At 62.3% G+C, this 21,497-nt stretch carries 24 protein-coding genes; 22 read left to right on the plus strand and 2 right to left on the minus strand.

All coding sequences use genetic code 11. From position 1 onward, the window contains the following. Window positions 1-6 precede the first annotated feature (6 nt). From flhF to J4E53_RS01675, 13 genes are all read left to right on the plus strand, one after another. Window positions 7-1,356, plus strand: coding sequence for a flagellar biosynthesis protein FlhF (flhF, locus tag J4E53_RS01615; RefSeq protein WP_060738636.1), 1,350 nt, complete (start codon window positions 7-9; stop codon window positions 1,354-1,356). 115 nt (window positions 1,357-1,471) lie between these two features. After that, window positions 1,472-2,302, plus strand: a complete 831-nt coding sequence (gene fleN / locus J4E53_RS01620) for a flagellar synthesis regulator FleN (protein ID WP_003184001.1) — start codon at window positions 1,472-1,474, stop codon at window positions 2,300-2,302. Continuing rightward, window positions 2,299-3,042: an RNA polymerase sigma factor FliA gene (gene fliA / locus J4E53_RS01625; RefSeq protein WP_014337177.1), complete on the plus strand. Its 744-nt coding sequence runs from the start codon at window positions 2,299-2,301 to the stop codon at window positions 3,040-3,042. Before fleN ends, fliA begins: the two co-directional genes overlap by 4 nt. A gap of 166 nt (window positions 3,043-3,208) precedes the next feature. After that, a complete protein-coding gene (locus tag J4E53_RS01630; RefSeq protein WP_003199125.1) occupies window positions 3,209-3,580 on the plus strand; it encodes a chemotaxis response regulator CheY in 372 nt (123 codons plus the stop codon). An 18-nt stretch (window positions 3,581-3,598) separates the two neighbouring features. Further along, window positions 3,599-4,384, plus strand: a complete 786-nt coding sequence (locus J4E53_RS01635; RefSeq protein ID WP_060738635.1) for a protein phosphatase CheZ — start codon at window positions 3,599-3,601, stop codon at window positions 4,382-4,384. Window positions 4,385-4,414: 30 nt separating this feature from the next. Beyond that, the gene (locus tag J4E53_RS01640) at window positions 4,415-6,667 is read left to right on the plus strand and encodes a chemotaxis protein CheA (protein WP_103307869.1); all 2,253 of its coding nucleotides are present in this window, start codon (window positions 4,415-4,417) and stop codon (window positions 6,665-6,667) included. A gap of 48 nt (window positions 6,668-6,715) precedes the next feature. Further along, window positions 6,716-7,849 (plus strand): chemotaxis response regulator protein-glutamate methylesterase, encoded by a 1,134-nt coding sequence (locus J4E53_RS01645; protein ID WP_060738633.1) that lies wholly within the window; start codon window positions 6,716-6,718, stop codon window positions 7,847-7,849. Continuing rightward, window positions 7,849-8,589: a flagellar motor protein gene (locus J4E53_RS01650; protein ID WP_003199135.1), complete on the plus strand. Its 741-nt coding sequence runs from the start codon at window positions 7,849-7,851 to the stop codon at window positions 8,587-8,589. The genes J4E53_RS01645 and J4E53_RS01650 overlap by 1 nt, the downstream gene beginning before the upstream one ends. A 15-nt stretch (window positions 8,590-8,604) precedes the next feature. Beyond that, entirely contained in the window at window positions 8,605-9,489 is an 885-nt protein-coding gene (gene motD, locus J4E53_RS01655) for a flagellar motor protein MotD (protein ID WP_060738632.1), read from the plus strand. Between the two features lie 49 nt (window positions 9,490-9,538). Continuing rightward, window positions 9,539-10,330 (plus strand): ParA family protein, encoded by a 792-nt coding sequence (locus J4E53_RS01660; protein ID WP_060738631.1) that lies wholly within the window; start codon window positions 9,539-9,541, stop codon window positions 10,328-10,330. 96 nt (window positions 10,331-10,426) lie between these two features. Next, entirely contained in the window at window positions 10,427-11,302 is an 876-nt protein-coding gene (locus J4E53_RS01665; RefSeq protein ID WP_103307868.1) for a CheW domain-containing protein, read from the plus strand. Between the two features lie 72 nt (window positions 11,303-11,374). After that, window positions 11,375-11,860: a chemotaxis protein CheW gene (locus tag J4E53_RS01670; protein WP_003199144.1), complete on the plus strand. Its 486-nt coding sequence runs from the start codon at window positions 11,375-11,377 to the stop codon at window positions 11,858-11,860. After that, the gene (locus J4E53_RS01675; protein ID WP_060738629.1) at window positions 11,861-12,256 is read left to right on the plus strand and encodes a DUF2802 domain-containing protein; all 396 of its coding nucleotides are present in this window, start codon (window positions 11,861-11,863) and stop codon (window positions 12,254-12,256) included. 169 nt (window positions 12,257-12,425) lie between these two features. On the opposite strand, the gene J4E53_RS01680 is transcribed toward J4E53_RS01675, so the two are convergent. Beyond that, on the minus strand, window positions 12,426-12,755 hold the full coding sequence (locus J4E53_RS01680) for an EscU/YscU/HrcU family type III secretion system export apparatus switch protein (protein ID WP_060738627.1): 330 nt from the start codon (window positions 12,753-12,755) through the stop codon (window positions 12,426-12,428). Next, on the minus strand, window positions 12,752-14,323 hold the full coding sequence (locus tag J4E53_RS01685) for a flagellar hook-length control protein FliK (RefSeq protein ID WP_103307867.1): 1,572 nt from the start codon (window positions 14,321-14,323) through the stop codon (window positions 12,752-12,754). The genes J4E53_RS01680 and J4E53_RS01685 overlap by 4 nt, the downstream gene beginning before the upstream one ends. Before the next feature lie 199 nt (window positions 14,324-14,522). On the opposite strand from J4E53_RS01685, the gene ccmA reads away from it, so the two are divergent. The 9 genes from ccmA (at window position 14,523) to ccmI (ending at window position 21,488) form a co-directional block, all read left to right on the plus strand. Then, window positions 14,523-15,158: a cytochrome c biogenesis heme-transporting ATPase CcmA gene (gene ccmA, locus J4E53_RS01690; RefSeq protein ID WP_060738625.1), complete on the plus strand. Its 636-nt coding sequence runs from the start codon at window positions 14,523-14,525 to the stop codon at window positions 15,156-15,158. After that, window positions 15,155-15,823 carry a heme exporter protein CcmB gene (gene ccmB / locus J4E53_RS01695; protein WP_103307866.1) on the plus strand — a complete coding sequence of 223 codons (669 nt, stop codon included), beginning with the start codon at window positions 15,155-15,157 and terminating at the stop codon, window positions 15,821-15,823. Before ccmA ends, ccmB begins: the two co-directional genes overlap by 4 nt. A 94-nt stretch (window positions 15,824-15,917) precedes the next feature. Beyond that, window positions 15,918-16,673 (plus strand): heme ABC transporter permease, encoded by a 756-nt coding sequence (locus J4E53_RS01700; RefSeq protein ID WP_103307865.1) that lies wholly within the window; start codon window positions 15,918-15,920, stop codon window positions 16,671-16,673. Beyond that, complete coding sequence (gene ccmD / locus J4E53_RS01705; protein WP_003199159.1) at window positions 16,670-16,846, plus strand: heme exporter protein CcmD; 177 nt, start codon at window positions 16,670-16,672, stop codon at window positions 16,844-16,846. Before J4E53_RS01700 ends, ccmD begins: the two co-directional genes overlap by 4 nt. Then, on the plus strand, window positions 16,843-17,298 hold the full coding sequence (gene ccmE, locus J4E53_RS01710) for a cytochrome c maturation protein CcmE (RefSeq protein ID WP_060738623.1): 456 nt from the start codon (window positions 16,843-16,845) through the stop codon (window positions 17,296-17,298). Before ccmD ends, ccmE begins: the two co-directional genes overlap by 4 nt. A 3-nt stretch (window positions 17,299-17,301) precedes the next feature. Beyond that, the gene (locus J4E53_RS01715) at window positions 17,302-19,290 is read left to right on the plus strand and encodes a heme lyase CcmF/NrfE family subunit (RefSeq protein ID WP_060738622.1); all 1,989 of its coding nucleotides are present in this window, start codon (window positions 17,302-17,304) and stop codon (window positions 19,288-19,290) included. Further along, window positions 19,287-19,823 (plus strand): DsbE family thiol:disulfide interchange protein, encoded by a 537-nt coding sequence (locus J4E53_RS01720; RefSeq protein ID WP_060738621.1) that lies wholly within the window; start codon window positions 19,287-19,289, stop codon window positions 19,821-19,823. The genes J4E53_RS01715 and J4E53_RS01720 overlap by 4 nt, the downstream gene beginning before the upstream one ends. Next, window positions 19,820-20,293 (plus strand): cytochrome c-type biogenesis protein, encoded by a 474-nt coding sequence (locus J4E53_RS01725; RefSeq protein ID WP_060738620.1) that lies wholly within the window; start codon window positions 19,820-19,822, stop codon window positions 20,291-20,293. The genes J4E53_RS01720 and J4E53_RS01725 overlap by 4 nt, the downstream gene beginning before the upstream one ends. Then, window positions 20,286-21,488 (plus strand): c-type cytochrome biogenesis protein CcmI, encoded by a 1,203-nt coding sequence (gene ccmI / locus J4E53_RS01730; protein ID WP_103307864.1) that lies wholly within the window; start codon window positions 20,286-20,288, stop codon window positions 21,486-21,488. The genes J4E53_RS01725 and ccmI overlap by 8 nt, the downstream gene beginning before the upstream one ends. Window positions 21,489-21,497: the final 9 nt, after the last annotated feature.

Raw genomic sequence — 21,497 nt, forward strand, 5'->3', positions numbered from 1 at the left:
TGGTTTATGCAAGTGAAGCGTTTTTTCGCCGCCGACATGCGTCAGGCCATGAAACTGGTTCGTGACGAGCTGGGCGCTGAAGCAGCCATCATTGGCAACCGTCGTATCGCCGGCGGTGTCGAGCTGACGGCGGCCCTGGATTACAAACTGTCTGCGCTGGCCCCGCGGGTTCCGAACATGGAACTCGAAGACGAGCTGCGCAAGACCCAGTCGCGCATCGCCAGCGCCCAGGCCGAACTGAGCCTGCGCAGCAGCGAAGGCGAGGGTGCCGCGGGCACCAATCGTCAATTGTTCGCCGGTCAGCCGCTGACCGCCGGCCTGCCGTTGACCGCTGCCGAGCCGCTGATCGAGCAGGCCCAGGCCGAACCGCGTCGTCCGGAGCCGGCACCCGCCGCGCCTGCCCGCGGGCTCGACCCGCGCGCCCTGGACTCGATGCGCTTCGAGCTCAACAGCCTGCGCGAGCTGATGGAAGTCCAGCTCGGCTCCCTGGCCTGGAACCAACTGCAAGGCAGCCGTCCGGCCCAGGCCAACCTGTGGCGTCGCCTGCAACGCATCGGCTTGTCCGGCCCGTTGTCCCGGGACCTGCTGGCGCTGATCAATGGTATCGAAGAGCCTCGCCAGGCCTGGCGCATGTTGCTGGCGCACCTGGCGCGGATGATCGCCACGCCGGAAGTCGAGCCGCTGGAGGAGGGCGGGGTGATTGCCATGGTCGGTCCTGCCGGCATGGGCAAGACCACCACCCTGGCCAAGCTCGCCGCCCGCTATGTACTCAAGTACGGCGCCCAGAGCATCGCCCTGGTGAGCATGGACAGTTTCCGCATCGGTGCCCAGGAACAACTCAAGACCCTGGGCCGGATCCTCAATGTGTCGGTGACCCATGTGGATCCGGGCCAATCCCTGGCCCAGGCGCTGGAGCCGCTGCTGCGCAAACGCGTCGTGCTGATCGATACCGCCGGCCTGCAAGCCAGCGATCCGGCCCTGCGCATGCAGCTCGAAAGCCTGGCCGGACGCGGTATCAAGTCAAAAAATTATCTCGTGTTGGCAACCACCAGCCAGAAACAGGTTCTAACCGCCGCATACCACAGCTACAAACGCTGCGGACTGGCTGGCTGCATCCTGACTAAGCTGGACGAAACGGCAAGCCTGGGCGAGGTGTTGAGCCTGGCGATCGGTCATGAACTGCCGGTGGCCTACCTGACCGATGGGCCGCGGATCCCGGATGATTTGCATCTGCCGCGCCGTCATCAACTGGTCAGCCGTGCCGTGAGTGTGCAAATGCAGGAAGAACCCAGCGAAGAAGCCATGGCTGACATGTTCGCTGACATCTACCACAGCCCGACCAAGCAGGTCGGCTGAGGTAATCATGAATATTTTTTGTACCTACATCGATGGTCTGCCATGCATTGTTCCTTATGCGAACGCGCAGCCAGTAATGTGGCCTCCGTCTAAGAAGACAAGGTAAAGAACGAACATGGGCAGCATGCATCCCGTACAGGTGATCGCGGTGACCGGCGGCAAAGGTGGCGTCGGGAAGACTAACGTGTCAGTGAACTTGTCCCTGGCTCTGGCAGAGCTTGGCCGACGGGTCATGCTGCTGGACGCCGACCTGGGCCTGGCGAACGTCGACGTGCTGCTGGGGCTTACCCCCAAACGCACCCTGGCGGACGTGATCGAGGGCCGTTGCGAACTGCGCGACGTGCTGCTGCAGGGACCTGGCGGGATTCGCATCGTGCCGGCTGCCTCCGGCACCCAGAGCATGGTTCACCTGACCCCGGCCCAGCACGCGGGCCTGATCCAGGCCTTCAGCGACATCGGCGACAACCTCGATGTGCTGGTGATCGACACCGCGGCCGGCATCGGCGACTCGGTCGTCAGTTTCGTCCGCGCCGCCCAGGAAGTGCTGCTGGTGGTCTGCGACGAACCGACGTCCATCACCGATGCCTACGCCCTGATCAAACTGCTGAACCGCGACTATGGCATGAACCGCTTCCGCGTCCTGGCCAATATGGCCCAGAGCCCGCAGGAAGGGCGCAACCTGTTCGCCAAGTTGACCAAGGTCACCGATCGCTTCCTGGACGTCGCCCTACAATACGTCGGCGCCGTGCCGTACGACGAAAGCGTACGCAAGGCCGTCCAGAAGCAACGCGCCGTTTATGAAGCTTTTCCACGTTCCAAATGCGCGCTGGCGTTCAAGGCGATCGCCCAGAAGGTCGATACCTGGCCACTGCCGGCCAACCCCCGCGGGCATCTGGAATTTTTCGTCGAGCGTCTTGTGCAACAAACAGCAGGGCCCGTGCTATGACAGCCAGCGGTTACAACCATCTCTACAAAAAATCGGCACGGGACGCCCAGTACGAATTGATCGAGCGTTATGCGCCACTGGTCAAGCGTATTGCCTACCACTTGCTGGCGCGGTTGCCGGCCAGTGTCCAGGTCGAGGACTTGATCCAGGCCGGCATGATCGGCCTGCTTGAAGTGTCGAACAAATACGACGCCAGCAAAGGTGCCAGTTTCGAGACCTATGCCGGTATCCGCATTCGCGGGGCGATGCTCGATGAGGTCCGCAAGGGCGATTGGGCGCCGCGTTCGGTGCACCGCAATACCCGCATGGTCAGTGACGCGATTCGGGCAATTGAAGCTAAAACCGGGCGTGACGCTAAAGATCACGAAGTTGCGGCCGAACTCCAGTTGAGTCTCGACGATTATTACGGGATTTTGAACGATACCTTGGGCAGCCGCCTGTTCAGTTTCGACGACCTGTTGCAGGACGGCGAACACGAAGGGCTGCACGAGGATAACGCGAGTGCTCACATGGAGCCGTCGCGTGACCTGGAAGATGAACGTTTCCAGAGTGCGCTGGCGGATGCGATTGCCAATTTGCCGGAGCGTGAGCGGCTGGTCTTGGCGCTGTACTACGACGAAGAGCTGAACCTCAAGGAAATCGGTGAGGTCCTGGGGGTCAGCGAATCGCGGGTCAGCCAGTTACACAGCCAGTGCGCGGCCCGTTTGCGGGGGCGTTTGGGGGAGTGGCGAGCGCGTTGACAGGCAGTGTGGGGACACTGCGACGAGGCTGGCCTGGCAGGTGCTGTGCCAGTCTCCATCCGTTGTGCTCCAGACCGTTGTCGAGTGTTGTGCCGGATTGATTGAAATGGCGCGTCCAGGTGCTGGGCGCGTTTAAGACTGCTTGGAGGTCGAATTGGACAAGAACATGAAAATCCTCATCGTTGATGACTTCTCAACGATGCGGCGGATCATTAAAAACCTGTTGCGTGACCTTGGGTTCACCAACACGGCCGAAGCAGATGACGGGACCACTGCGCTCCCGATGTTGCACAGTGGCAACTTCGATTTTCTGGTCACCGACTGGAACATGCCAGGCATGACCGGTATCGACCTGCTGCGCCAGGTGCGTGCCGACGAAAAACTCAAGCATCTCCCGGTGTTGATGGTCACTGCCGAAGCCAAGCGCGAGCAGATCATCGAAGCGGCCCAGGCCGGTGTGAACGGCTATGTGGTCAAACCCTTCACGGCCCAGGCGTTGAAAGAGAAGATCGAAAAAATCTTCGAACGCATCGGTTAACGGCGCCACGGGGGAGCTATGGACAACGAATCTTCAATGGGCGATTTCGAATCGACCCTGAAAAAACATGCCCGCGAACTGGTCGACAGCCTTGAAAAAGGTCGCTTTGGCGATGCGGTTCAAATGATCCATGAGCTCAACCAGACCCGTGACCGCGGTCTGTATCAGGAAGTGGGCAAGCTCACGCGTGAACTGCACAGCGCGATTGTCAATTTCCAGATCGACCCGCACATGCCGCAGGCCGAGGAAGTCTCGCAGATCACCGACGCCACCGAGCGCCTGGGGTATGTGGTCAAGCTGACCGAAGCCGCGGCCAACCGCACCATGGATCTGGTGGAAAGCGCAACGCCGCTGGTCAATGGCCTGAGCGAAGAGGCCCAGGCCTTGAGCACCGACTGGGGCCGGTTCATGCGTCGTGAAGTCGGTGCTGAAGAGTTTCGGGAGCTGGCCCGCCGGGTCGACGGTTTCCTGACGCGCAGCAGCACCGAGAACCGCGCCGTGGCAAGCAACCTCAACGACATTCTGCTGGCCCAGGACTATCAAGACCTGACCGGCCAGGTAATCAAGCGTGTGACCCAGTTGGTCACCGAAGTGGAAAGCAACCTGCTCAAACTGGTGTTGATGGCCAGCCAGGTCGACCGCTTTGCAGGCATCGAACACGACCGTGAAGCGATGCTTGCTGAAAAAGATCCACAAAAACATCTCTCTCAGGGTGAAGGTCCGCAAATTCATGCCGATAAAAGAGAAGACGTTATGTCCGGTCAGGACGATGTGGACGATTTGCTGTCCAGCCTTGGATTCTGAGTTTTAGCCCTGTTTTAGGAGCAGCCATTAATGAGCTTCGGCGCCGATGAAGAGATCCTTCAGGATTTCCTGGTTGAGGCCGGCGAGATTCTAGAGCAACTGTCTGAGCAACTGGTCGAGCTGGAAAGTCGACCCGATGATGCAGACTTGCTCAATGCAATTTTTCGCGGTTTCCACACTGTAAAAGGAGGCGCCGGCTTCCTCCAGCTCAACGAGCTGGTGGAGTGCTGTCACATTGCCGAGAACGTGTTCGACATCCTGCGCAAGGGTGAGCGTCGCGTTGACTCGGAATTGATGGACGTGGTGCTCGAAGCGCTGGATGCGGTCAACAGCATGTTCAGCGAAGTGCGCGAGCGCTCGCCGATCACCCCTGCCACCCCTGAGTTGCTCGCCGCGCTGGCACGCCTGGCCGAGCCGCAATCGGCTGACGAAGCGGCGCCGGTTGCCGAAGCGGTGGTTGAAGAGCCGGTCGCCGAAGAATCGGGCGACATCACCGATAACGAATTCGAACAACTGCTGGACTCCCTGAATACCGTCAAGGCCGAGGCCGAGGCGCCGGCTGCTCAGGTCGCACCTGCTGCGCAAGCCGCCGGGGCTGGCAGCGATGAAATCACCGATGCCGAGTTCGAGTCGCTGCTCGACCAGCTTCACGGCAAGGGCCAGTTCGCGCCGGATGCGGTCGTCCCGCCGACGGCACCGGTCGCCGCGAAAGCGGCGGGCGACAGCTCCGACATCACCGACGACGAATTCGAAGCGTTGCTCGACCAGTTGCACGGCAAGGGCACCTTTGCCGTTGACGCACTGGATTCGGCCATCGCTTCGGCGCCGACCCCGGCCAAGCCTGCCGCCGCTGCCGCTGGCAGCGATCTGATCAGCGACCACGAATTCGAATCGCTGCTCGATGAGCTGCATGGCAAGGGCAAGTTCAGCGAAGTCGGTACGGCGTCTGCCGCGCCTGCCGCCACTGCGGCGGCACCGGCGGCCAAGGCTGCGCCCAAACCCGCTGCCAAGGCACCGGAACCCAAGGCCGAGCCCGCCAAGCCTGCCGCTGCCGCTGCCGCGGCGCCAGCCCGGGCTCCGGCGGCTGCGCCAGCGGAAAAACCGGCCAGCGAAGCCGAGACCACCGTTCGGGTCGACACCGCACGCCTGGACGAGATCATGAACATGGTCGGCGAACTGGTGCTGGTGCGTAACCGTCTGGTGCGCCTGGGCCTCAACAGCCAGGACGAAGCCATGTCCAAGGCCGTGTCGAACCTCGACGTGGTCACGGCCGACTTGCAGACCGCGGTCATGAAGACCCGGATGCAGCCGATCAAGAAAGTCTTCGGGCGCTTCCCGCGCCTGGTTCGCGACCTGGCTCGCCAGCTCAAGAAAGAAATCAACCTGGAACTGGTGGGTGAAGAGACCGACCTCGACAAGAACCTTGTCGAGGCCCTGGCCGACCCGCTGGTCCACTTGGTGCGCAACGCGGTCGACCACGGCATCGAGTCGCCGGAAGAACGCGAAGCCTCGGGCAAGGTCCGCAGCGGCAAGGTAATCCTGGCCGCCGAGCAGGAAGGCGACCACATCCTGCTGTCGATCTCCGATGACGGCAAAGGCATGGACCCGAACGTGCTGCGTTCCATCGCGGTGAAACGCGGTGTAATGGACAAGGATGCCGCCGACCGCCTGAGCGACACCGAGTGCTACAACCTGATCTTCGCCCCGGGTTTCTCGACCAAGACCGAGATTTCCGACGTGTCGGGCCGTGGCGTGGGCATGGACGTGGTGAAAACCAAGATTTCCCAGCTCAACGGTTCGATCAACATCTACTCGACCAAGGGCCAGGGCTCGAAGATCGTCATCAAGGTCCCGTTGACCTTGGCGATCATGCCGACCTTGATGGTGATGCTGGGCAACCAGGCCTTCGCCTTCCCGCTGGTCAACGTCAACGAGATCTTCCACCTCGACCTGTCGCGCACCAACGTGGTGGACGGCCAGGAAGTGGTGATCGTACGGGACAAGGCATTGCCGCTGTTCTACCTCAAGCGCTGGCTGGTCAGCTCCGCGGCTCATGTGGAGCAGGGCGAGGGCCATGTGGTGATCCTTTCGGTGGGCACCCAGCGGATCGGCTTCGTCGTCGACCAGTTGGTGGGCCAGGAAGAAGTGGTCATCAAGCCGTTGGGCAAGATGCTCCAAGGCACCCCGGGCATGTCCGGCGCCACCATCACCGGCGACGGCCGCATCGCGTTGATTCTCGATGTGCCAAGCATGCTCAAGCGTTACGCCGCCCGGCGTATTTGATTCTGGAGGGGGGCGGCCCAGCGCCGCGCCTCGTCTAACGGAGTGTTTATGGTAGTTAAAGTCCTGGTGGTGGACGATTCGGGTTTTTTCCGTCGCCGCGTCTCGGAAATTCTTTCGGCGGACACGAGTATTCAGGTCGTCGGTACCGCGACTAATGGCAAAGAGGCGATCGATCAGGCCCTGGCACTCAAGCCGGACGTGATTACCATGGACTACGAGATGCCGATGATGGATGGCATCACGGCCGTGCGGCATATCATGCAGCGCTGCCCGACCCCGGTCTTGATGTTCTCGTCCCTGACTCACGAAGGCGCCCGGGTAACCCTCGATGCGCTGGACGCCGGGGCGGTGGATTTCCTGCCGAAGAATTTCGAAGACATTTCGCGCAACCCCGACAAAGTCCGGCAGTTGCTGTGCGAAAAGGTCCATAGCATTTCCCGCAGCAATCGTCGTGTCGGTGCCTACAGCGCACCGGCGCCAGCCCCGGTTGCGGCGCCAAGCCCTGCGCCAGCGCCGACGGCATCGAGCAGCTTCAATCCGGCCCCGGTACGCAGCGCCCCGGCACCCGCGCCGACGCGTTCGGCACCTGCCAGTGCAACGTCGCCGGCACCCAAGCGCAAAGCCTACAAGCTGGTGGCGATCGGTACGTCCACGGGCGGCCCGGTGGCACTGCAACGGGTCCTGACCCAATTGCCGGCCAACTTCCCGGCGCCCATCGTGCTGATCCAGCACATGCCGGCGGCGTTCACCAAGGCGTTTGCCGAGCGTCTGGACAAGCTGTGCAACATCAACGTCAAGGAAGCCGAGGATGGTGACATCCTGCGTCCGGGCCTGGCATTGCTGGCGCCGGGTGGCAAACAGATGATGATCGACGGCCGTGGTGCGGTGAAGATCCTGCCGGGCGATGAGCGCCTGAACTACAAGCCTTGCGTGGACATTACCTTCGGTTCCGCGGCCAAGTCCTACGGTGACAAAGTTCTGGCGGTGGTGCTCACCGGCATGGGCGCCGACGGTCGCGAAGGCGCACGGTTGCTCAAGCAGGGCGGCAGTGCGATCTGGGCCCAGGACGAAGCCAGTTGCGTGATCTACGGCATGCCGATGGCTATCGTCAAAGCCGATCTTGCCGACGCGGTGTACGGGTTGGACGACATCGGTAGACACCTGGTCGAGGCCTGCCTGTAATGGATGTGCTCAGCCTGATTGGCATCATCATGGCGTTCGTCGCCATCATTGGCGGCAATTATCTGGAAGGCGGTCATCTGGGCGCGTTGGCCAACGGCCCGGCGGCGTTGATCGTGCTCGGTGGCACCATTGGCGCGGCGCTGTTGCAGTCGCCCATGAGCGCTTTCAAGCGGGCCATGCAGGTGCTGATCTGGATTCTGTTCCCGCCTCGCGTCGACCTGGCCGGTGGCATCGACCGCGTGGTGAACTGGAGCCTGACCGCTCGCAAGGAAGGCCTGCTGGGCCTGGAAGGAGTGGCCGACGCCGAACCCGACAGCTACTCACGCAAAGGCCTGCAATTGCTGGTGGACGGCGCCGAGCCGGAAGCCATTCGCAGCATCCTGGAAGTGGATTTCTACACTCAGGAAAGCCGCGACATCGAAGCGGCCAAAGTATTCGAAAGCATGGGCGGCTACGCGCCGACCATCGGCATCATCGGTGCGGTGATGGGCCTTATCCACGTAATGGGCAACCTGGCTGATCCATCGCAGCTGGGCAGTGGTATCGCCGTGGCGTTCGTCGCCACGATCTACGGCGTGGCCAGTGCCAACCTGGTGTTGTTGCCGATCGCGGCCAAACTCAAGTCCATCGCGTTGCGCCAGTCGCGCTATCGCGAAATGCTGCTGGAAGGGATCCTGTCGATCGCCGAAGGTGAAAACCCGCGCTCCATTGAGTTGAAGCTCCAGGGCTTCATGGACTGATGGGAGACATGGGAAATGGCACGTCGCAGGCATCGTGAAGAGCACGTCAACCATGAACGCTGGCTGGTTTCCTACGCCGACTTCATCACGCTGCTGTTCGCTTTTTTCGTGGTCATGTATTCGATTTCATCGGTCAACGAAGGCAAGTACAAAGTCATTTCCGAGGCGTTGATCGGGGTCTTCACCGATTCCGACCGAGCCCTCAAGCCCATCCCCATCGGTGAGGAACGGCCCAAGACTACCACCCCGGCCAAACCCTTGGTCAAGGACAGCGAGCAGGTCGATGCCGGTATCGCCGGCAGCAGCGATCCGTTGAAAAGCATCGCCGACGATATCAGCGCGGCGTTCGGTGACCTGATCAGCTCCAACCAGATGACCGTGCGTGGCAACGAGCTGTGGGTCGAGATCGAACTCAATTCCAGCCTGTTGTTCGGCAGCGGCGATGCCATGCCCAGCGACATGGCGTTCAACATCATCGATAAGGTCGCGGCGATCCTCAAGCCCTTCGACAATCCGATCCATGTCGAAGGCTTCACGGACGACCAGCCGATCCGTACCGCGCAATACCCGACCAACTGGGAACTGTCCTCGGCCCGTTCGGCGAGCATCGTGCGCATGCTGGCGATGCAGGGCGTGAACCCCGGTCGCCTGGCCTCGGTGGGCTACGGTGAGTTCCAGCCAGTGGCCAACAACGCCACGGCCGAGGGGCGTGCGCGCAACCGGCGGGTGGTGCTGGTGGTGTCGCGTAATCTCGATGTTCGTCGTAGCCTGACCGGTACCGGTACGGCCAATGCAACCCCGGATGCGGCATTGAAGCGGGCTGGCACACAAACTGCACCGGCTCCGGTCAAGTCGCCGGGAAGACAGAGTGCCGTCAATTCTCCGTCACCCGCTTTATAACCGAGCTATTTCTCGGTCGAGCCTGTTTCGGCCGGGAGGAACGATCCGAATGAGAGTCTGGGCAGTCGCCAATCAAAAAGGTGGTGTGGGCAAGACCACATCTTCCATCGCTTTAGCCGGGTTGCTGGCCGAGGCGGGCAAGCGCGTGGTCATCGTCGATCTGGACCCCCATGGCTCGATGACCAGCTATTTCGGTTACGATCCCGACAGCCTGGAGCACAGCAACTTCGACCTGTTCCTGCACAAAGGCGTCGTGCCCGAGGGCTTGCCGGGGCAATTGTTGTTGTCCACCAGCGACGAGCGGATTTCCCTGTTGCCGTCGAGCACCGCCCTGGCCACCCTGGAGCGACAATCGCCCGGGCAGAGCGGTCTGGGCCTGGTGATCGCCAAGAGTCTGGCGCAGCTTTGGCAGGATTTCGACTACGCGATCATCGACAGCCCGCCGTTGCTGGGGTTGCTGATGGTCAATGCCCTGGCCGCCAGTCAGCAATTGGTGATCCCCGTGCAGACCGAGCATTTGGCCGTCAAGGGGTTGGAACGCATGGTCAATACACTGGCAATGGTCAACCGCTCGCGCAAGCAGACGCTGGCCTTCAACATCGTGCCGACGCTGTTCGACCGTCGCACCCAGGCGTCCCTGGGAACCCTGCGGGTGTTGCGGGACAAGTACCCGGATGACATCTGGCAGGGTTATATCCCTGTCGACACCCGGCTGCGGGATGCCAGCCGGGCCGGTGTGACCCCTTCGCAATTCGATGGCAAGAGCCGTGGCGTGCTGGCTTACCGAGCGCTGCTCAAGCATCTGCTGGCCCAACAGCTTGTTCCGCAGCAGGTGGCTTAAGGTGACGAGGCTTTCCATTGGTAGTGTGTTCGCTTGCGAACGCTCAAGTCCTGCCGCATTCATGCCGATAACCTCTTCAAGTGGCGCACTGTTCCCATGAACCGCCCAGTAAAGACAACCTCGCGTCCGCAAATGGCCCTGCAGTCCTATCTGGATGGGCTGTTGCAGGAAGCGACCGAAGAACTGCCACCGCCGCCAAGCGTGATCGAGGCGTTGCCCGAACACGTCGAAGCCGAGGGTGTGCTGGATGAATTTCAAGCGGCCGTGCTCGAAGAGCAGGCCCGTGACGCACGGAAATCAGTGGTGGCCGCGGCGGTCGAAGCACCGTTCATCAAGCCACAGCTGGCGGTAATGGAGGCACCTGCTCCGATTCTGGCGCCGGTCTCGACCGTTGCCCCGTTGCTGCAGGGGTTGGTGACGCCAGTGGTGGAAGTCCACTTGCCACCGAGCAACCCACCGCCACCGGTGCCGGGCGACGACCGTCCGGCCTGGGCTGCCGAGCCGTTCGAGTGTTTGTTGTTCGATGTGGCCGGGTTGACCCTGGCGGTGCCGCTGGTTTGCCTGGGATCGATTTACTCCCTGGCCGGGCAGGAGCTGACGCCGTTGTTCGGCCAGCCGGAATGGTTTCTCGGGATCCTGCCGAGCCAGGCGGGCAACCTGAAGGTACTGGATACGGCGCGCTGGGTGATGCCGGACCGTTATCGCGATGATTTTCGCCAGGGCCTGCAATACGTGATTTCGGTGCAAGGTTACGAGTGGGGATTGGCGGTGCACCAGGTCAGCCGTTCGCTGCGCCTGGATCCGAACGAGATCAAGTGGCGCAGCCATCGAGGGCAACGGCCATGGCTGGCCGGTACGGTGATCGAGCACATGTGCGCCTTGCTGGACGTTGCCGAGCTGGCGGAGTTGATCGCCAGCGGCGGGGCAAAACACCTGGGTGGCAGCAAGAAGCCGGTCCAGAAACCGAAATAAGACAACCGGTGGCGCACAGCGTCGCCGGACAGAATACACGCCGCCACAGGCGGTTTTTCGAGGGGTCAAGGTATGAATGATAAGGCGTCGTCTCAAAAGGGTTCTGAAGATCCGATTCTGCAATGGGTGACCTTCAAGCTCGATAACGAAACCTACGGCATCAACGTGATGCGCGTTCAGGAAGTGCTGCGCTATACCGAGATCGCCCCGGTACCGGGTGCACCCAGCTATGTGCTGGGCATCATCAACCTGCGTGGCAACGTGGTCACCGTGATCGATACCCGTCAGCGCTTCGGCCTGATGAACGCCGAGATCAGCGACAACACCCGGATCGTCATCATCGAAGCCGACAAGCAAGTGGTTGGCATCATGGTCGACAGCGTCGCCGAAGTGGTTTACTTGCGCCAGTCGGAAATCGAGACGGCGCCGAACGTGGGTAACGAAGAATCCGCCAAGTTCATTCAAGGCGTGTGCAACAAGAATAACGAGTTGCTGATTCTGGTTGAACTGGACAAGATGATGAGCGAAGAAGAGTGGTCGGAACTGGAGAGTATCTGATTGATTCTTGAGGTAGCAGTCATTGTCCTGTTCCTTTTCTGGGCAGGTACGCTGGCGATGTTCTTGGCATACATACGTGGCCAGCGGCAGATTGCCGCTCAGCAGGCCCAGGGCGATGCGCTGCGCGACCAGCGCATCAAGGACCTGGCCAAGCGCGTCGACGATTACCAGAACGGCACCGTGCGCATGGGCGAAGCGCTCCATGAGCTGCGTGCCGTGGTTGCGCCGTTGCCGGACAAACTCGCCCAGTTGGAACAGCGTGACCCCTCCAGCCTGTCCTTCGCCCAGGCCGCCCGCCTGGTGGGCATGGGCGCCAGCGTCGACGAACTGACCCAAGCCTGCGGCCTGACCCAAGCCGAGGCGGAGTTGATGAGCAAGCTGCACCGAGGCGGCTGATCGTTTTCTTCACAGACCCCATGTGGGAGCGAGCTTGCTCGCGATAGCGGTGTGACCGTCGACAGCGATGTTGAATGTGCGCCCGTCATCGCGAGCAAGCTCGCTCCCACAGGTTTTTCTGGTGTTCACTCTGATCATTCCAGCCAGCCTATCGCTCTTGTGGCTGTGATCAGTAGTCGTCGCCGCGGTCGGTCACATCCTTTTCGACACTCGGCGCATTCGGGTCATGGCCTTGGGGGAACTTGCCCTTGAGGTTCCAGGCGAACGCGATGATCTCGGCAATCGTGCGGTACAGCTCTTCCGGGATGCTATCGCCCAATTCCATCCGTGCCAGCAGCTTCACCAGCTCGGCATTTTCATAGATCGGTACTTCACTGTCCCGGGCGATGCGCAGGATTTCCTCGGCCAGGGCTTCGTCGCCCTTGGCAGTAAGGGTCGGGGCGTGGTGGCCGTCGTATTTGAGGGCGATGGCCTGGCGGGGTTCGGTGTGGGTTGTCATGCGGTTTCGTCCACCCAGCGTTGTTCCAGGCGAGTCTTGGGGCCTTGGGGCGGGGTGCCAAGGTGGCAGTCCAAGTCGCCGACGTTCAGGCCACAGGTCACCAGGCGCTCACGCAGTGCTGTCAGGTTGCTTTCGATCAGGCTCGCGGTGTACGGCCGTTCTGCCCACAATTGGCTGGACAGGCTGCCGCTGAGCAACTGGGCTTGAATCTGCAGCGGACCGAGCGGTTCCATGTCGAATGCCAGTTCGACCCGCCAGAGCTGCTGTTTCGGCTCGCGCTCTTCCCGGCGTTCGTCTGGTTGTTCCCGGGGTGGGGTTTCCTCGCGCTGGAACTTGACCTGCAACGGCACGATGTCCTGCAGGTTGCGCATCGGGATCTCCAACTGCCAGGTGCTCATCAAGCGACCGTCGTCGGTCAGGCCGGTTTGTTCCAGGCTCGACAACTGATGGCTTTGCAGGCGCGACACGGCAGCGGCGGCCAGACGCAGCAGGTGCTCCAGATCACCGCCTTCGTCCTGGTCTTTCAACTGGCGGGAGGGCAGCGGAAAACTGGTGGGTTGCGGCTTGGCGCTGACCTGGCCGAGCATCCCCAGGGCGCTGCGCACGAAACTCGGCAGGACCTGGGCCAGCGTATTGGCGGCAATGATGGCGCTGAGGTTGGTGGAGGCGGGCAGGGCCGGTGTCAGTTGGGCAATCAGTTTCAGCAGGTCGCCTTTCATGTCCGGCGCCAGGCTCGGTGGCTGGCCGGCGAGCAGTTTGCTTTCCAGGAACACCCCGCTGGCGACCATGGCCTGGGCCAAGCCCTTGGGCGTGCTCAGTTGCTGGACATCCGGCAGCCCAGCCAGCAAGCGAGTCACCGCGGCGCGCAGCTCGGTGCCGGTGTCGTCGGTGACCGGCAGGTTTTGCAGGGCAGTGATCAGGCTGTCCAACGAGCCCTGGCGGCTCACTTGGGTGAGCAGTTGCTGGCTCACCGCCAGTTGCTCCTGGCGGTTGCTCAGGGGAACGAATTTCAGCGTCTGGGCATCTTGCACCTGGGCGCTCAAGAGCGTGCCGATGCGCAGCGGTCGGGGGCTGTCGATGTCCAGGGTACTGCCGGCCTGGGCGGTGTTGAGCAGGCTCACCAATGACCGGTAGACCGCCGGCTGCCCAGGCAATGACGGCAATGCCTGGCTGGTCAGCACCTTGCCTTGCAGCAGCGTGCCGACCGGCATCTGCGCTGTGTCGATGCGCGTCAAGGTGGCGACGCTGGAGGCAACGGCCTGTTGCACGGCAATCGTCAGGTTGCTGGGGGACGGTTGGGTCACGGCCAGGCTGGTGCCCTGGGGTAATGGCTGCGTGCTGGTGGCTTGCACGGTGGTCTGGCGACCGCTCTCCAGGGTGACCTTGAGCAACAGCTGGAAAGTCTGGTCGGCCTGCTTGAGCGACAGCACTTCGGCCTGGGCGGTCTGGCCGGGGCCGATCAGCCCTTCCGCCGGAGCCAGCAATTTGAGCAGCTCCCCCGTCACCGCTGGCATACGCGCCGTTGCCGTGGCCTGGGGCAGCGGCGGGATGTTGATGTCGCCTGTCATCTGCGGTCTTACCCTGGGAAAAATAAGCCCTCTTGAGAGTAGGGCATCACATGTATAATGCCGCCCGTCTTTCAGGGAGTGGCGAAAACCTTGCAATTGTTTGACGCAGCTCTGTGGAACAGGCCGTCAAAGCATCTATGCTGCACCTCTTTAACGGCTGCTGCACCGCCGACTTGAACCGTATAAGGCCCGCGATCCCTTGACCAGTCCTCTCCTGCAAACCGTTGGCCTCGCCTGTGAGCGAGACTTGCGGCTGCTTTTCGAAAATCTCGAATTGAGACTCTCGCCTGGCGATATGGTGCAGATCAGTGGCCCCAACGGTAGCGGCAAGACCAGCCTGTTGCGCCTGCTCGCCGGATTGATGCAGCCCACCGCAGGCCAAGTGTTGCTCAATGGCCAGCCCTTGCACAGCCAGCGCAGCGAGCTGGCCCGTAACCTGCTCTGGATCGGCCATGCCGCCGGCATCAAGGACTTGCTGACCCCCGAAGAAAACCTCAGTTGGCTCTGCGCTCTGCATACGCCGGCCGGTCGCGAGGCGATCTGGCAGGCGTTGGCGGCGGTCGGGCTGCGCGGCTTCGAGGATGTACCGAGCCATACCCTGTCCGCCGGCCAGCAGCGCCGAGTGGCCCTGGCCCGGTTGTACCTGGACGGTCCACCGCTGTGGATCCTCGACGAGCCGTTCACCGCCCTGGACAAGCAGGGCGTCGCGCAGCTCGAGGAACACCTGGCACGGCATTGCGAAAACGGCGGCATGGTGCTGTTGACCACCCACCATACGCTGGCGCGGATGCCGTCCGGCTATCGCAACATCGATCTGGGGAACTGGGCCGTATGAGTGTGTTTGGCCTGTTACTGGCCCGCGAGGCGCGCCTGCTTTTTCGTCGTCCGGCCGAATTGGCCAATCCGTTGGTGTTCTTCGCGATCGTCATCGCGCTGTTCCCGCTGGCGGTCGGTCCGGAGACTCAATTGTTGCAAACCTTGTCTCCGGGACTGGTCTGGGTGGCCGCGCTTTTATCGGTCCTGCTCTCGCTGGACGGGCTTTTCCGCAGTGATTTCGAAGACGGTTCCCTGGAACAGTGGGTCCTTTCGTCGCACCCCCTGGCCCTTCTGGTTTTGGCCAAGGTACTGGCACACTGGGTTTTTTCCGGGCTGGCGCTGGTGCTGCTCTCGCCGCTGTTGGCGATGATGCTGGGTTTGCCTGTCGCGTGCATGCCGGTATTGCTGGTGTCGCTGCTGCTGGGCACGCCGGTGTTGAGCCTGCTCGGTGCGGTAGGCGCGGCGTTGACGGTGGGGTTGAAGCGCGGTGGCCTGTTGCTGGCGCTGCTGATCCTGCCCTTGTATATCCCGGTGCTGATCCTGGGCAGTGGTGCCTTGCAAGCGGCGTTGCAAGGCATGCCCGCGACCGGTTATCTGCTATGGCTTGGGAGCCTGACCGCCCTGGCGATAACCCTGACACCCTTTGCAATAGCCGCTGGCCTGAAGATCAGCGTCGGCGAATAATAATGAGGCCTGGTCAAGCATTGACCACTTCTGCGGAAGTTAAGGCAGACCTGGCAGCTCGTGATGACGAGCCGCAACCGTGATGGAAACAGCAATGAACTGGACCTGGTTTCATAAGCTCGGCTCACCCAAGTGGTTCTACGGCATCAGCGGCAAGATGCTGCCCTGGTTGAGCATCGCCGCTCTGCTGCTGATCGGCTCCGGCGTCGTCTGGGGCCTGGCCTTCGCCCCACCGGATTACCAGCAGGGCAACAGCTTCCGCATCATCTACATCCACGTTCCCACCGCGATGCTGGCCCAGTCCATCTACGTGATGCTGGCCGTGTGTGGTGTGGTCGGGCTGGTGTGGAAGATGAAGCTGGCCGACGTGGCCCTGCAATGCGCCGCGCCTATCGGCGCCTGGATGACCGCCGTGGCGCTGGTCACCGGGGCCATCTGGGGCAAGCCGACCTGGGGGTCGTGGTGGGTCTGGGATGCCCGACTGACGTCGATGCTGATCCTGCTGTTCCTGTACTTCGGTCTTATTGCGCTGGGCAACGCCATCAGCAATCGTGACAGTGCCGCCAAGGCCTGCGCGGTGCTGGCGATTGTCGGCGTGATCAACATCCCGATCATCAAGTACTCGGTGGAGTGGTGGAACACCCTGCACCAGGGCGCGACGTTCACCCTCACCGAAAAACCGGCGATGCCCGTGGAAATGTGGCTGCCGCTGTTGCTCACCGTATTGGGCTTCTACTGTTTCTTCGGCGCGGTGCTGTTGCTGCGCATGCGCCTGGAAGTGCTCAAGCGCGAATCCCGGGCCAGTTGGGTGAAGGCCGAAGTACAGAACAGCCTGGAGGCCGCTCGATGAGTTTCGCTTCATTCGGCGATTTCCTCGCCATGGGCCATCATGGCCTGTATGTCTGGTCAGCCTATGGCATTTGCCTGGTGGTGCTGGCCCTCAACGTGGCGGTGCCGATCCTGGCCCGCAAGCGGTATCTGCAACAAGAGGCGCGTCGTCTGCGCCGGGAGAACGGTCAGTGAATCCGCTGCGCAAAAAACGTCTTGTCATCATTCTGGCGATCCTGGTGGGTGTCGGTGCCGCGGTCGGCCTGGCCTTGAGCGCCTTGCAGCAGAACATCAACCTGTTCTACACCCCGACCCAGATCGCCAGTGGCGAAGCGCCCAAGGACACCCGCATCCGCGCTGGCGGCATGGTGGAAAAAGGCTCGCTGGTGCGCTCCGGGGATTCACTGGACGTGAAATTCAATGTCACCGACTTCAACAAGACCGTGACCATCACCTATCGCGGCATCCTCCCGGACCTGTTCCGCGAAGGGCAGGGCATCGTCGCCCTGGGCAAGCTCAACGCCGATGGCGTGGTGGTGGCCGACGAAGTGCTGGCCAAGCACGATGAAAAATACATGCCGCCGGAAGTGACCAAGGCCTTGAAAGACAGCGGCCAGTCGGCGCCCGCTCCCGTGAAGGAGGGCTGATCGATGACTGCTGGCATCTTTATTCCCGAGTTGGGCCACCTGGCGATGATCCTGGCCCTGTGTTTCTCCCTGGTACAGGCTGTGGTGCCGCTGCTCGGTGCCTGGCGCGGCGACCGCTTGTGGATGAGCCTGGCCCAGCCGGCGGCGTGGGGGCAGTTCGCCTTCATGCTGTTCGCCTTCGGTTGCCTGACCTATGCGTTCATGGCCGACGACTTTTCCGTGGAGTACGTCGCCAGCAACTCCAACAGCGCCTTGCCCTGGTACTACAAGTTCAGCGCCGTGTGGGGCGCCCACGAAGGTTCGCTGTTGCTTTGGGCGTTGATCCTCGCCGGCTGGACCTTCGCGGTCTCGGTGTTTTCCCGGCAGTTGCCCCAGGTGATGCTGGCACGGGTGCTGGCGGTGATGGGCATGATCAGCACCGGTTTCCTGTTGTTCCTGATCGTCACGTCCAACCCGTTCAAGCGCATCCTGCCGCAGATGCCGATGGATGGCCGCGACCTCAACCCATTGCTGCAGGACATCGGCCTGATCGTTCACCCACCGATGCTCTACATGGGCTACGTCGGTTTTTCCGTGGCCTTCGCCTTCGCCATCGCCGCGTTGCTCGGCGGTCGCCTCGATGCCGCGTGGGCACGCTGGTCGCGCCCGTGGACCATCGTCGCTTGGGCCTTCCTCGGTATCGGCATCACCCTCGGTTCGTGGTGGGCCTACTACGAACTCGGTTGGGGCGGCTGGTGGTTCTGGGACCCGGTGGAAAACGCCTCGTTCATGCCCTGGTTGGTGGGCACGGCGCTGATTCACTCCCTGGCTGTCACGGAAAAGCGCGGTGTGTTCAAGAGCTGGACCGTGTTGCTGGCCATCGCGGCGTTCTCCCTGAGCCTGCTGGGAACGTTCCTGGTGCGTTCCGGCGTGCTGACGTCGGTGCATGCCTTCGCCTCGGACCCTGAGCGTGGCGTGTTCATCCTGATGTTCCTGCTGTTCGTCGTCGGCGGTTCGCTGACGTTGTTCGCCCTGCGTGCGCCAGTGGTCAAGAGCCAGGTCGGTTTCAACCTCTGGTCACGGGAAACCCTGTTGCTGGGCAACAACCTGGTGCTGGTGGTGGCCGCGTCGATGATCCTGCTGGGGACGTTGTACCCGCTGGTGCTCGATGCGCTGTCCGGCGCCAAGCTGTCGGTCGGCCCGCCGTATTTCAACGCGTTGTTCATCCCGCTGATGGCAATCCTGATGGTGGTGATGGCCATCGGTGTGCTGGTGCGCTGGAAGGACACGCCGGTCAAGTGGCTGCTGGGCATGTTGACCCCGGTGCTGCTGGGCACGGCCGCCCTGGCCGTGGTGGCCGGCGTGGCCTATGGCGACTTCAATTGGGCGGTGCTGGCGACGTTCGTGCTGGCGGCCTGGGTGTTGCTGGCCGGTGTCCGGGATATCTTCGACAAGACCCGCCACAAAGGCCTGATCAAAGGCCTGCCGACCCTGACCCGCAGTTACTGGGGCATGCAGATCGCCCACCTGGGCATCGCCGTCTGCGCCCTGGGCGTGGTGCTGTCCAGCCAGAACAGTGCCGAGCGCGACCTGCGCCTGGCGCCGGGCGAGTCCATGGACCTGGGCGGTTATCAATTCGTGTTCGAGGGCGCCAAGCATTTCGAGGGGCCGAACTTCACGTCCGACAAAGGCACCGTGCGGGTGATTCGCAACGGTGAGGAAATCACCGTGCTGCATCCGGAAAAACGTCTCTATACCGTGCAGAACTCGGTCATGACCGAGGCTGGGATCGATGCCGGTTTCACCCGCGACCTCTACGTGGCCCTGGGCGAATCCCTGGGCGACGGCGCATGGGCGGTGCGGGTCCACGTCAAGCCGTTCGTGCGCTGGATCTGGTTCGGTGGCTTGCTCACCGGCCTGGGTGGGGTGCTGGCGGCGCTGGATCGGCGCTATCGGGTCAAGGTGAAAACCCGGGTGCGTGAAGCCCTGGGCGTGACGGGAGCCACTGCATGAAACGTTGGTTGATGGTGTTGCCGCTGGCGCTGTTCCTGTTGATGGCGGTGTTTTTGTTCCGGGGGTTGTACCTGAACCCGAGCGAATTGCCCTCGGCAATGATCGGCAAGCCATTCCCGGAGTTTTCCCTGCCCTCGGTGCAAGGTGACAAGACCCTGACCCGCGCCGACCTGCTGGGCAAGCCGGCGCTGGTCAACGTGTGGGGCACCTGGTGCATTTCCTGCCGGGTCGAACACCCGGTACTGAACAAGCTGGCCCAGAACGGCGTGGTGATCTACGGCGTCAATTACAAGGACGTCAATGCCGACGCCTTGAAGTGGCTGGCCGAATTCCACAACCCGTATCAATTGGACATTCGTGATGAAGATGGCTCCCTGGGCCTGAACCTGGGTGTCTATGGCGCACCGGAAACCTTCTTCATCGATGCCAAGGGCGTGATCCGCGACAAGTTCGTCGGCGTGATCGACGAGCAGGTCTGGCGCGAGAAACTGGCCGCCAAGTACCAGGCCCTGGTGGACGAGGCCAAGCCATGAAGCGTTGGTTAGCCGCCGCCATCCTCGGCTTGAGCCTGGTCGGTGTGGCCCAGGCCGCCATCGACACCTACGAATTCGCCAACGATGGCGAGCGCGAGCGGTTTCGCGAACTGACCAAGGAACTGCGCTGCCCCAAGTGCCAGAACCAGGACATCGCCGACTCCAACGCCCCGATTGCCGCCGACTTGCGCAAGGAAATCTTTCGCATGCTCGGCGAGGGCAAGGACAACCAGCAGATCATCGACTTCATGGTCGATCGCTACGGTGAGTTCGTGCGCTACAACCCCGCCCTGTCCTCCAAGACCGCGCTGCTCTGGTTCGGCCCCGCCGGGCTGTTGCTCGGCGGTTTCGTTGTCATCGCGGTGATCGTGCGCCGCCGCCGGGTCCAGCGTACAGCCGCCCCGGACACGCTTTCCGTCGAAGAGCGCCAGCGCCTCGACCAACTGTTGGATAAAACCAAGCATGATTGATTTCTGGCTCGCCGCAGGTCTGCTTCTTCTGGTTGCCCTGAGTTTTCTGTTGATCCCTGTGCTGCGTGGTCGTCGCGCTCAACGCGAAGAGGACCGAACTGCGCTCAACGTGGCGCTGTATCAGGAGCGCGTCGCCGAATTGCAGGCTGAACGGGAGGAGGGCGTGCTCAACGCCGCGCAACTGGACACCGGTCGCGCCGAAGCCGCCCGTGAACTGCTCGCCGACACCGAGGGTGCCGACGCACCGCGCGAATCCCGGTTGGGCAAGCCATTGCCGTTGCTCGCCGCCGTGCTGGTGCCGGTGTTGGGCCTGGCGCTGTACCTGCATTTCGGTGCCAGTGACAAGGTCGAGCTGACCCGTGAATTCGCCCAGGCGCCGCAGTCGATGGAAGAGATGACCCTGCGCCTGGAACGCGCGGTGGCGGCGCAGCCGGATAATGCCGAGGGGCTGTACTTCCTCGGGCGTACCTACATGGCTCAGGATCGGCCGGCGGACGCGGCGAAGGTCTTCGAGCGCACCGTGGCCGTCGCCGGTCGTCAACCGGAACTGTTGGGCCAGTGGGCCCAGGCGCAGTACTTCGCCGATGGCAAGAAATGGTCGGATAAAGTCCAGGCCTTGACCGACGAAGCGCTCAAGCTCGACCCGAAGGAGGTTACCAGCCTCGGCCTATTGGGCATCGCCGCGTTTGAAGGCGAGCGTTATCAGGATGCGATCGACTACTGGGGGCGTCTGCTCGCGCAACTGCCGGAAGGCGACAAATCCCGCGAGGCGCTGCAGGGCGGTATTACCCGTGCCACCGAGAAGCTGCAAGCCAGCGGTGGTAAAGTCACCCAGGCCCCGGTGGCCAAGACCGGGGCGTTGCTCAAGGTCCGCGTCGATCTGGCCCCGGCACTCAAGGCCAAGGTGCAGCCGGGCGACAGCGTGTTCATCTTCGCCCGTGCCGTTTCCGGCCCACCGGCGCCGTTGGCCGCCAAACGCCTGACGGTGGCCGATCTGCCTGTCACGGTGGAATTGGGCGATGCGGACGCCATGATGCCGCAGTTGAAACTGTCGAACTTCCCCGAAGTCCAACTGATGGCGCGCATCTCCCGGGCCGGTCAGCCGACCGCCGGTGAGTGGATCGGCCGCAGCCAGCCCCTGGCGAGCAGCACCACTGCGCAACAACAATTGACCATCGACAGCCCGGACAAATAACAGGAATTC

This window comes from Pseudomonas sp. FW305-28 (assembly GCF_017351395.1).
GTDB lineage: Bacteria > Pseudomonadota > Gammaproteobacteria > Pseudomonadales > Pseudomonadaceae > Aquipseudomonas > Aquipseudomonas fluorescens_AA.

What these genes read in the sequence shown, in the direction of transcription:
- J4E53_RS01685 (WP_103307867.1), bottom strand. Translation starts at nt 14,323, where the DNA reads ATGACAGGCGACATCAACATCCCGCCGCTGCCCCAGGCCACGGCAACG.
- J4E53_RS01635 (WP_060738635.1), top strand. Translation starts at nt 3,599, where the DNA reads ATGGACAACGAATCTTCAATGGGCGATTTCGAATCGACCCTGAAAAAA.
- J4E53_RS01630 (WP_003199125.1), top strand. Translation starts at nt 3,209, where the DNA reads ATGAAAATCCTCATCGTTGATGACTTCTCAACGATGCGGCGGATCATT.
- motD (WP_060738632.1), top strand. Translation starts at nt 8,605, where the DNA reads ATGGCACGTCGCAGGCATCGTGAAGAGCACGTCAACCATGAACGCTGG.
- J4E53_RS01720 (WP_060738621.1), top strand. Translation starts at nt 19,287, where the DNA reads ATGAAACGTTGGTTGATGGTGTTGCCGCTGGCGCTGTTCCTGTTGATG.
- J4E53_RS01665 (WP_103307868.1), top strand. Translation starts at nt 10,427, where the DNA reads ATGAACCGCCCAGTAAAGACAACCTCGCGTCCGCAAATGGCCCTGCAG.
- J4E53_RS01645 (WP_060738633.1), top strand. Translation starts at nt 6,716, where the DNA reads ATGGTAGTTAAAGTCCTGGTGGTGGACGATTCGGGTTTTTTCCGTCGC.
- ccmD (WP_003199159.1), top strand. Translation starts at nt 16,670, where the DNA reads ATGAGTTTCGCTTCATTCGGCGATTTCCTCGCCATGGGCCATCATGGC.
- J4E53_RS01680 (WP_060738627.1), bottom strand. Translation starts at nt 12,755, where the DNA reads ATGACAACCCACACCGAACCCCGCCAGGCCATCGCCCTCAAATACGAC.
- flhF (WP_060738636.1), top strand. Translation starts at nt 7, where the DNA reads ATGCAAGTGAAGCGTTTTTTCGCCGCCGACATGCGTCAGGCCATGAAA.
- ccmI (WP_103307864.1), top strand. Translation starts at nt 20,286, where the DNA reads ATGATTGATTTCTGGCTCGCCGCAGGTCTGCTTCTTCTGGTTGCCCTG.
- J4E53_RS01670 (WP_003199144.1), top strand. Translation starts at nt 11,375, where the DNA reads ATGAATGATAAGGCGTCGTCTCAAAAGGGTTCTGAAGATCCGATTCTG.
- fliA (WP_014337177.1), top strand. Translation starts at nt 2,299, where the DNA reads ATGACAGCCAGCGGTTACAACCATCTCTACAAAAAATCGGCACGGGAC.
- ccmB (WP_103307866.1), top strand. Translation starts at nt 15,155, where the DNA reads ATGAGTGTGTTTGGCCTGTTACTGGCCCGCGAGGCGCGCCTGCTTTTT.
- J4E53_RS01725 (WP_060738620.1), top strand. Translation starts at nt 19,820, where the DNA reads ATGAAGCGTTGGTTAGCCGCCGCCATCCTCGGCTTGAGCCTGGTCGGT.
- J4E53_RS01715 (WP_060738622.1), top strand. Translation starts at nt 17,302, where the DNA reads ATGACTGCTGGCATCTTTATTCCCGAGTTGGGCCACCTGGCGATGATC.
- J4E53_RS01660 (WP_060738631.1), top strand. Translation starts at nt 9,539, where the DNA reads ATGAGAGTCTGGGCAGTCGCCAATCAAAAAGGTGGTGTGGGCAAGACC.
- J4E53_RS01700 (WP_103307865.1), top strand. Translation starts at nt 15,918, where the DNA reads ATGAACTGGACCTGGTTTCATAAGCTCGGCTCACCCAAGTGGTTCTAC.
- J4E53_RS01640 (WP_103307869.1), top strand. Translation starts at nt 4,415, where the DNA reads ATGAGCTTCGGCGCCGATGAAGAGATCCTTCAGGATTTCCTGGTTGAG.
- J4E53_RS01650 (WP_003199135.1), top strand. Translation starts at nt 7,849, where the DNA reads ATGGATGTGCTCAGCCTGATTGGCATCATCATGGCGTTCGTCGCCATC.
- fleN (WP_003184001.1), top strand. Translation starts at nt 1,472, where the DNA reads ATGGGCAGCATGCATCCCGTACAGGTGATCGCGGTGACCGGCGGCAAA.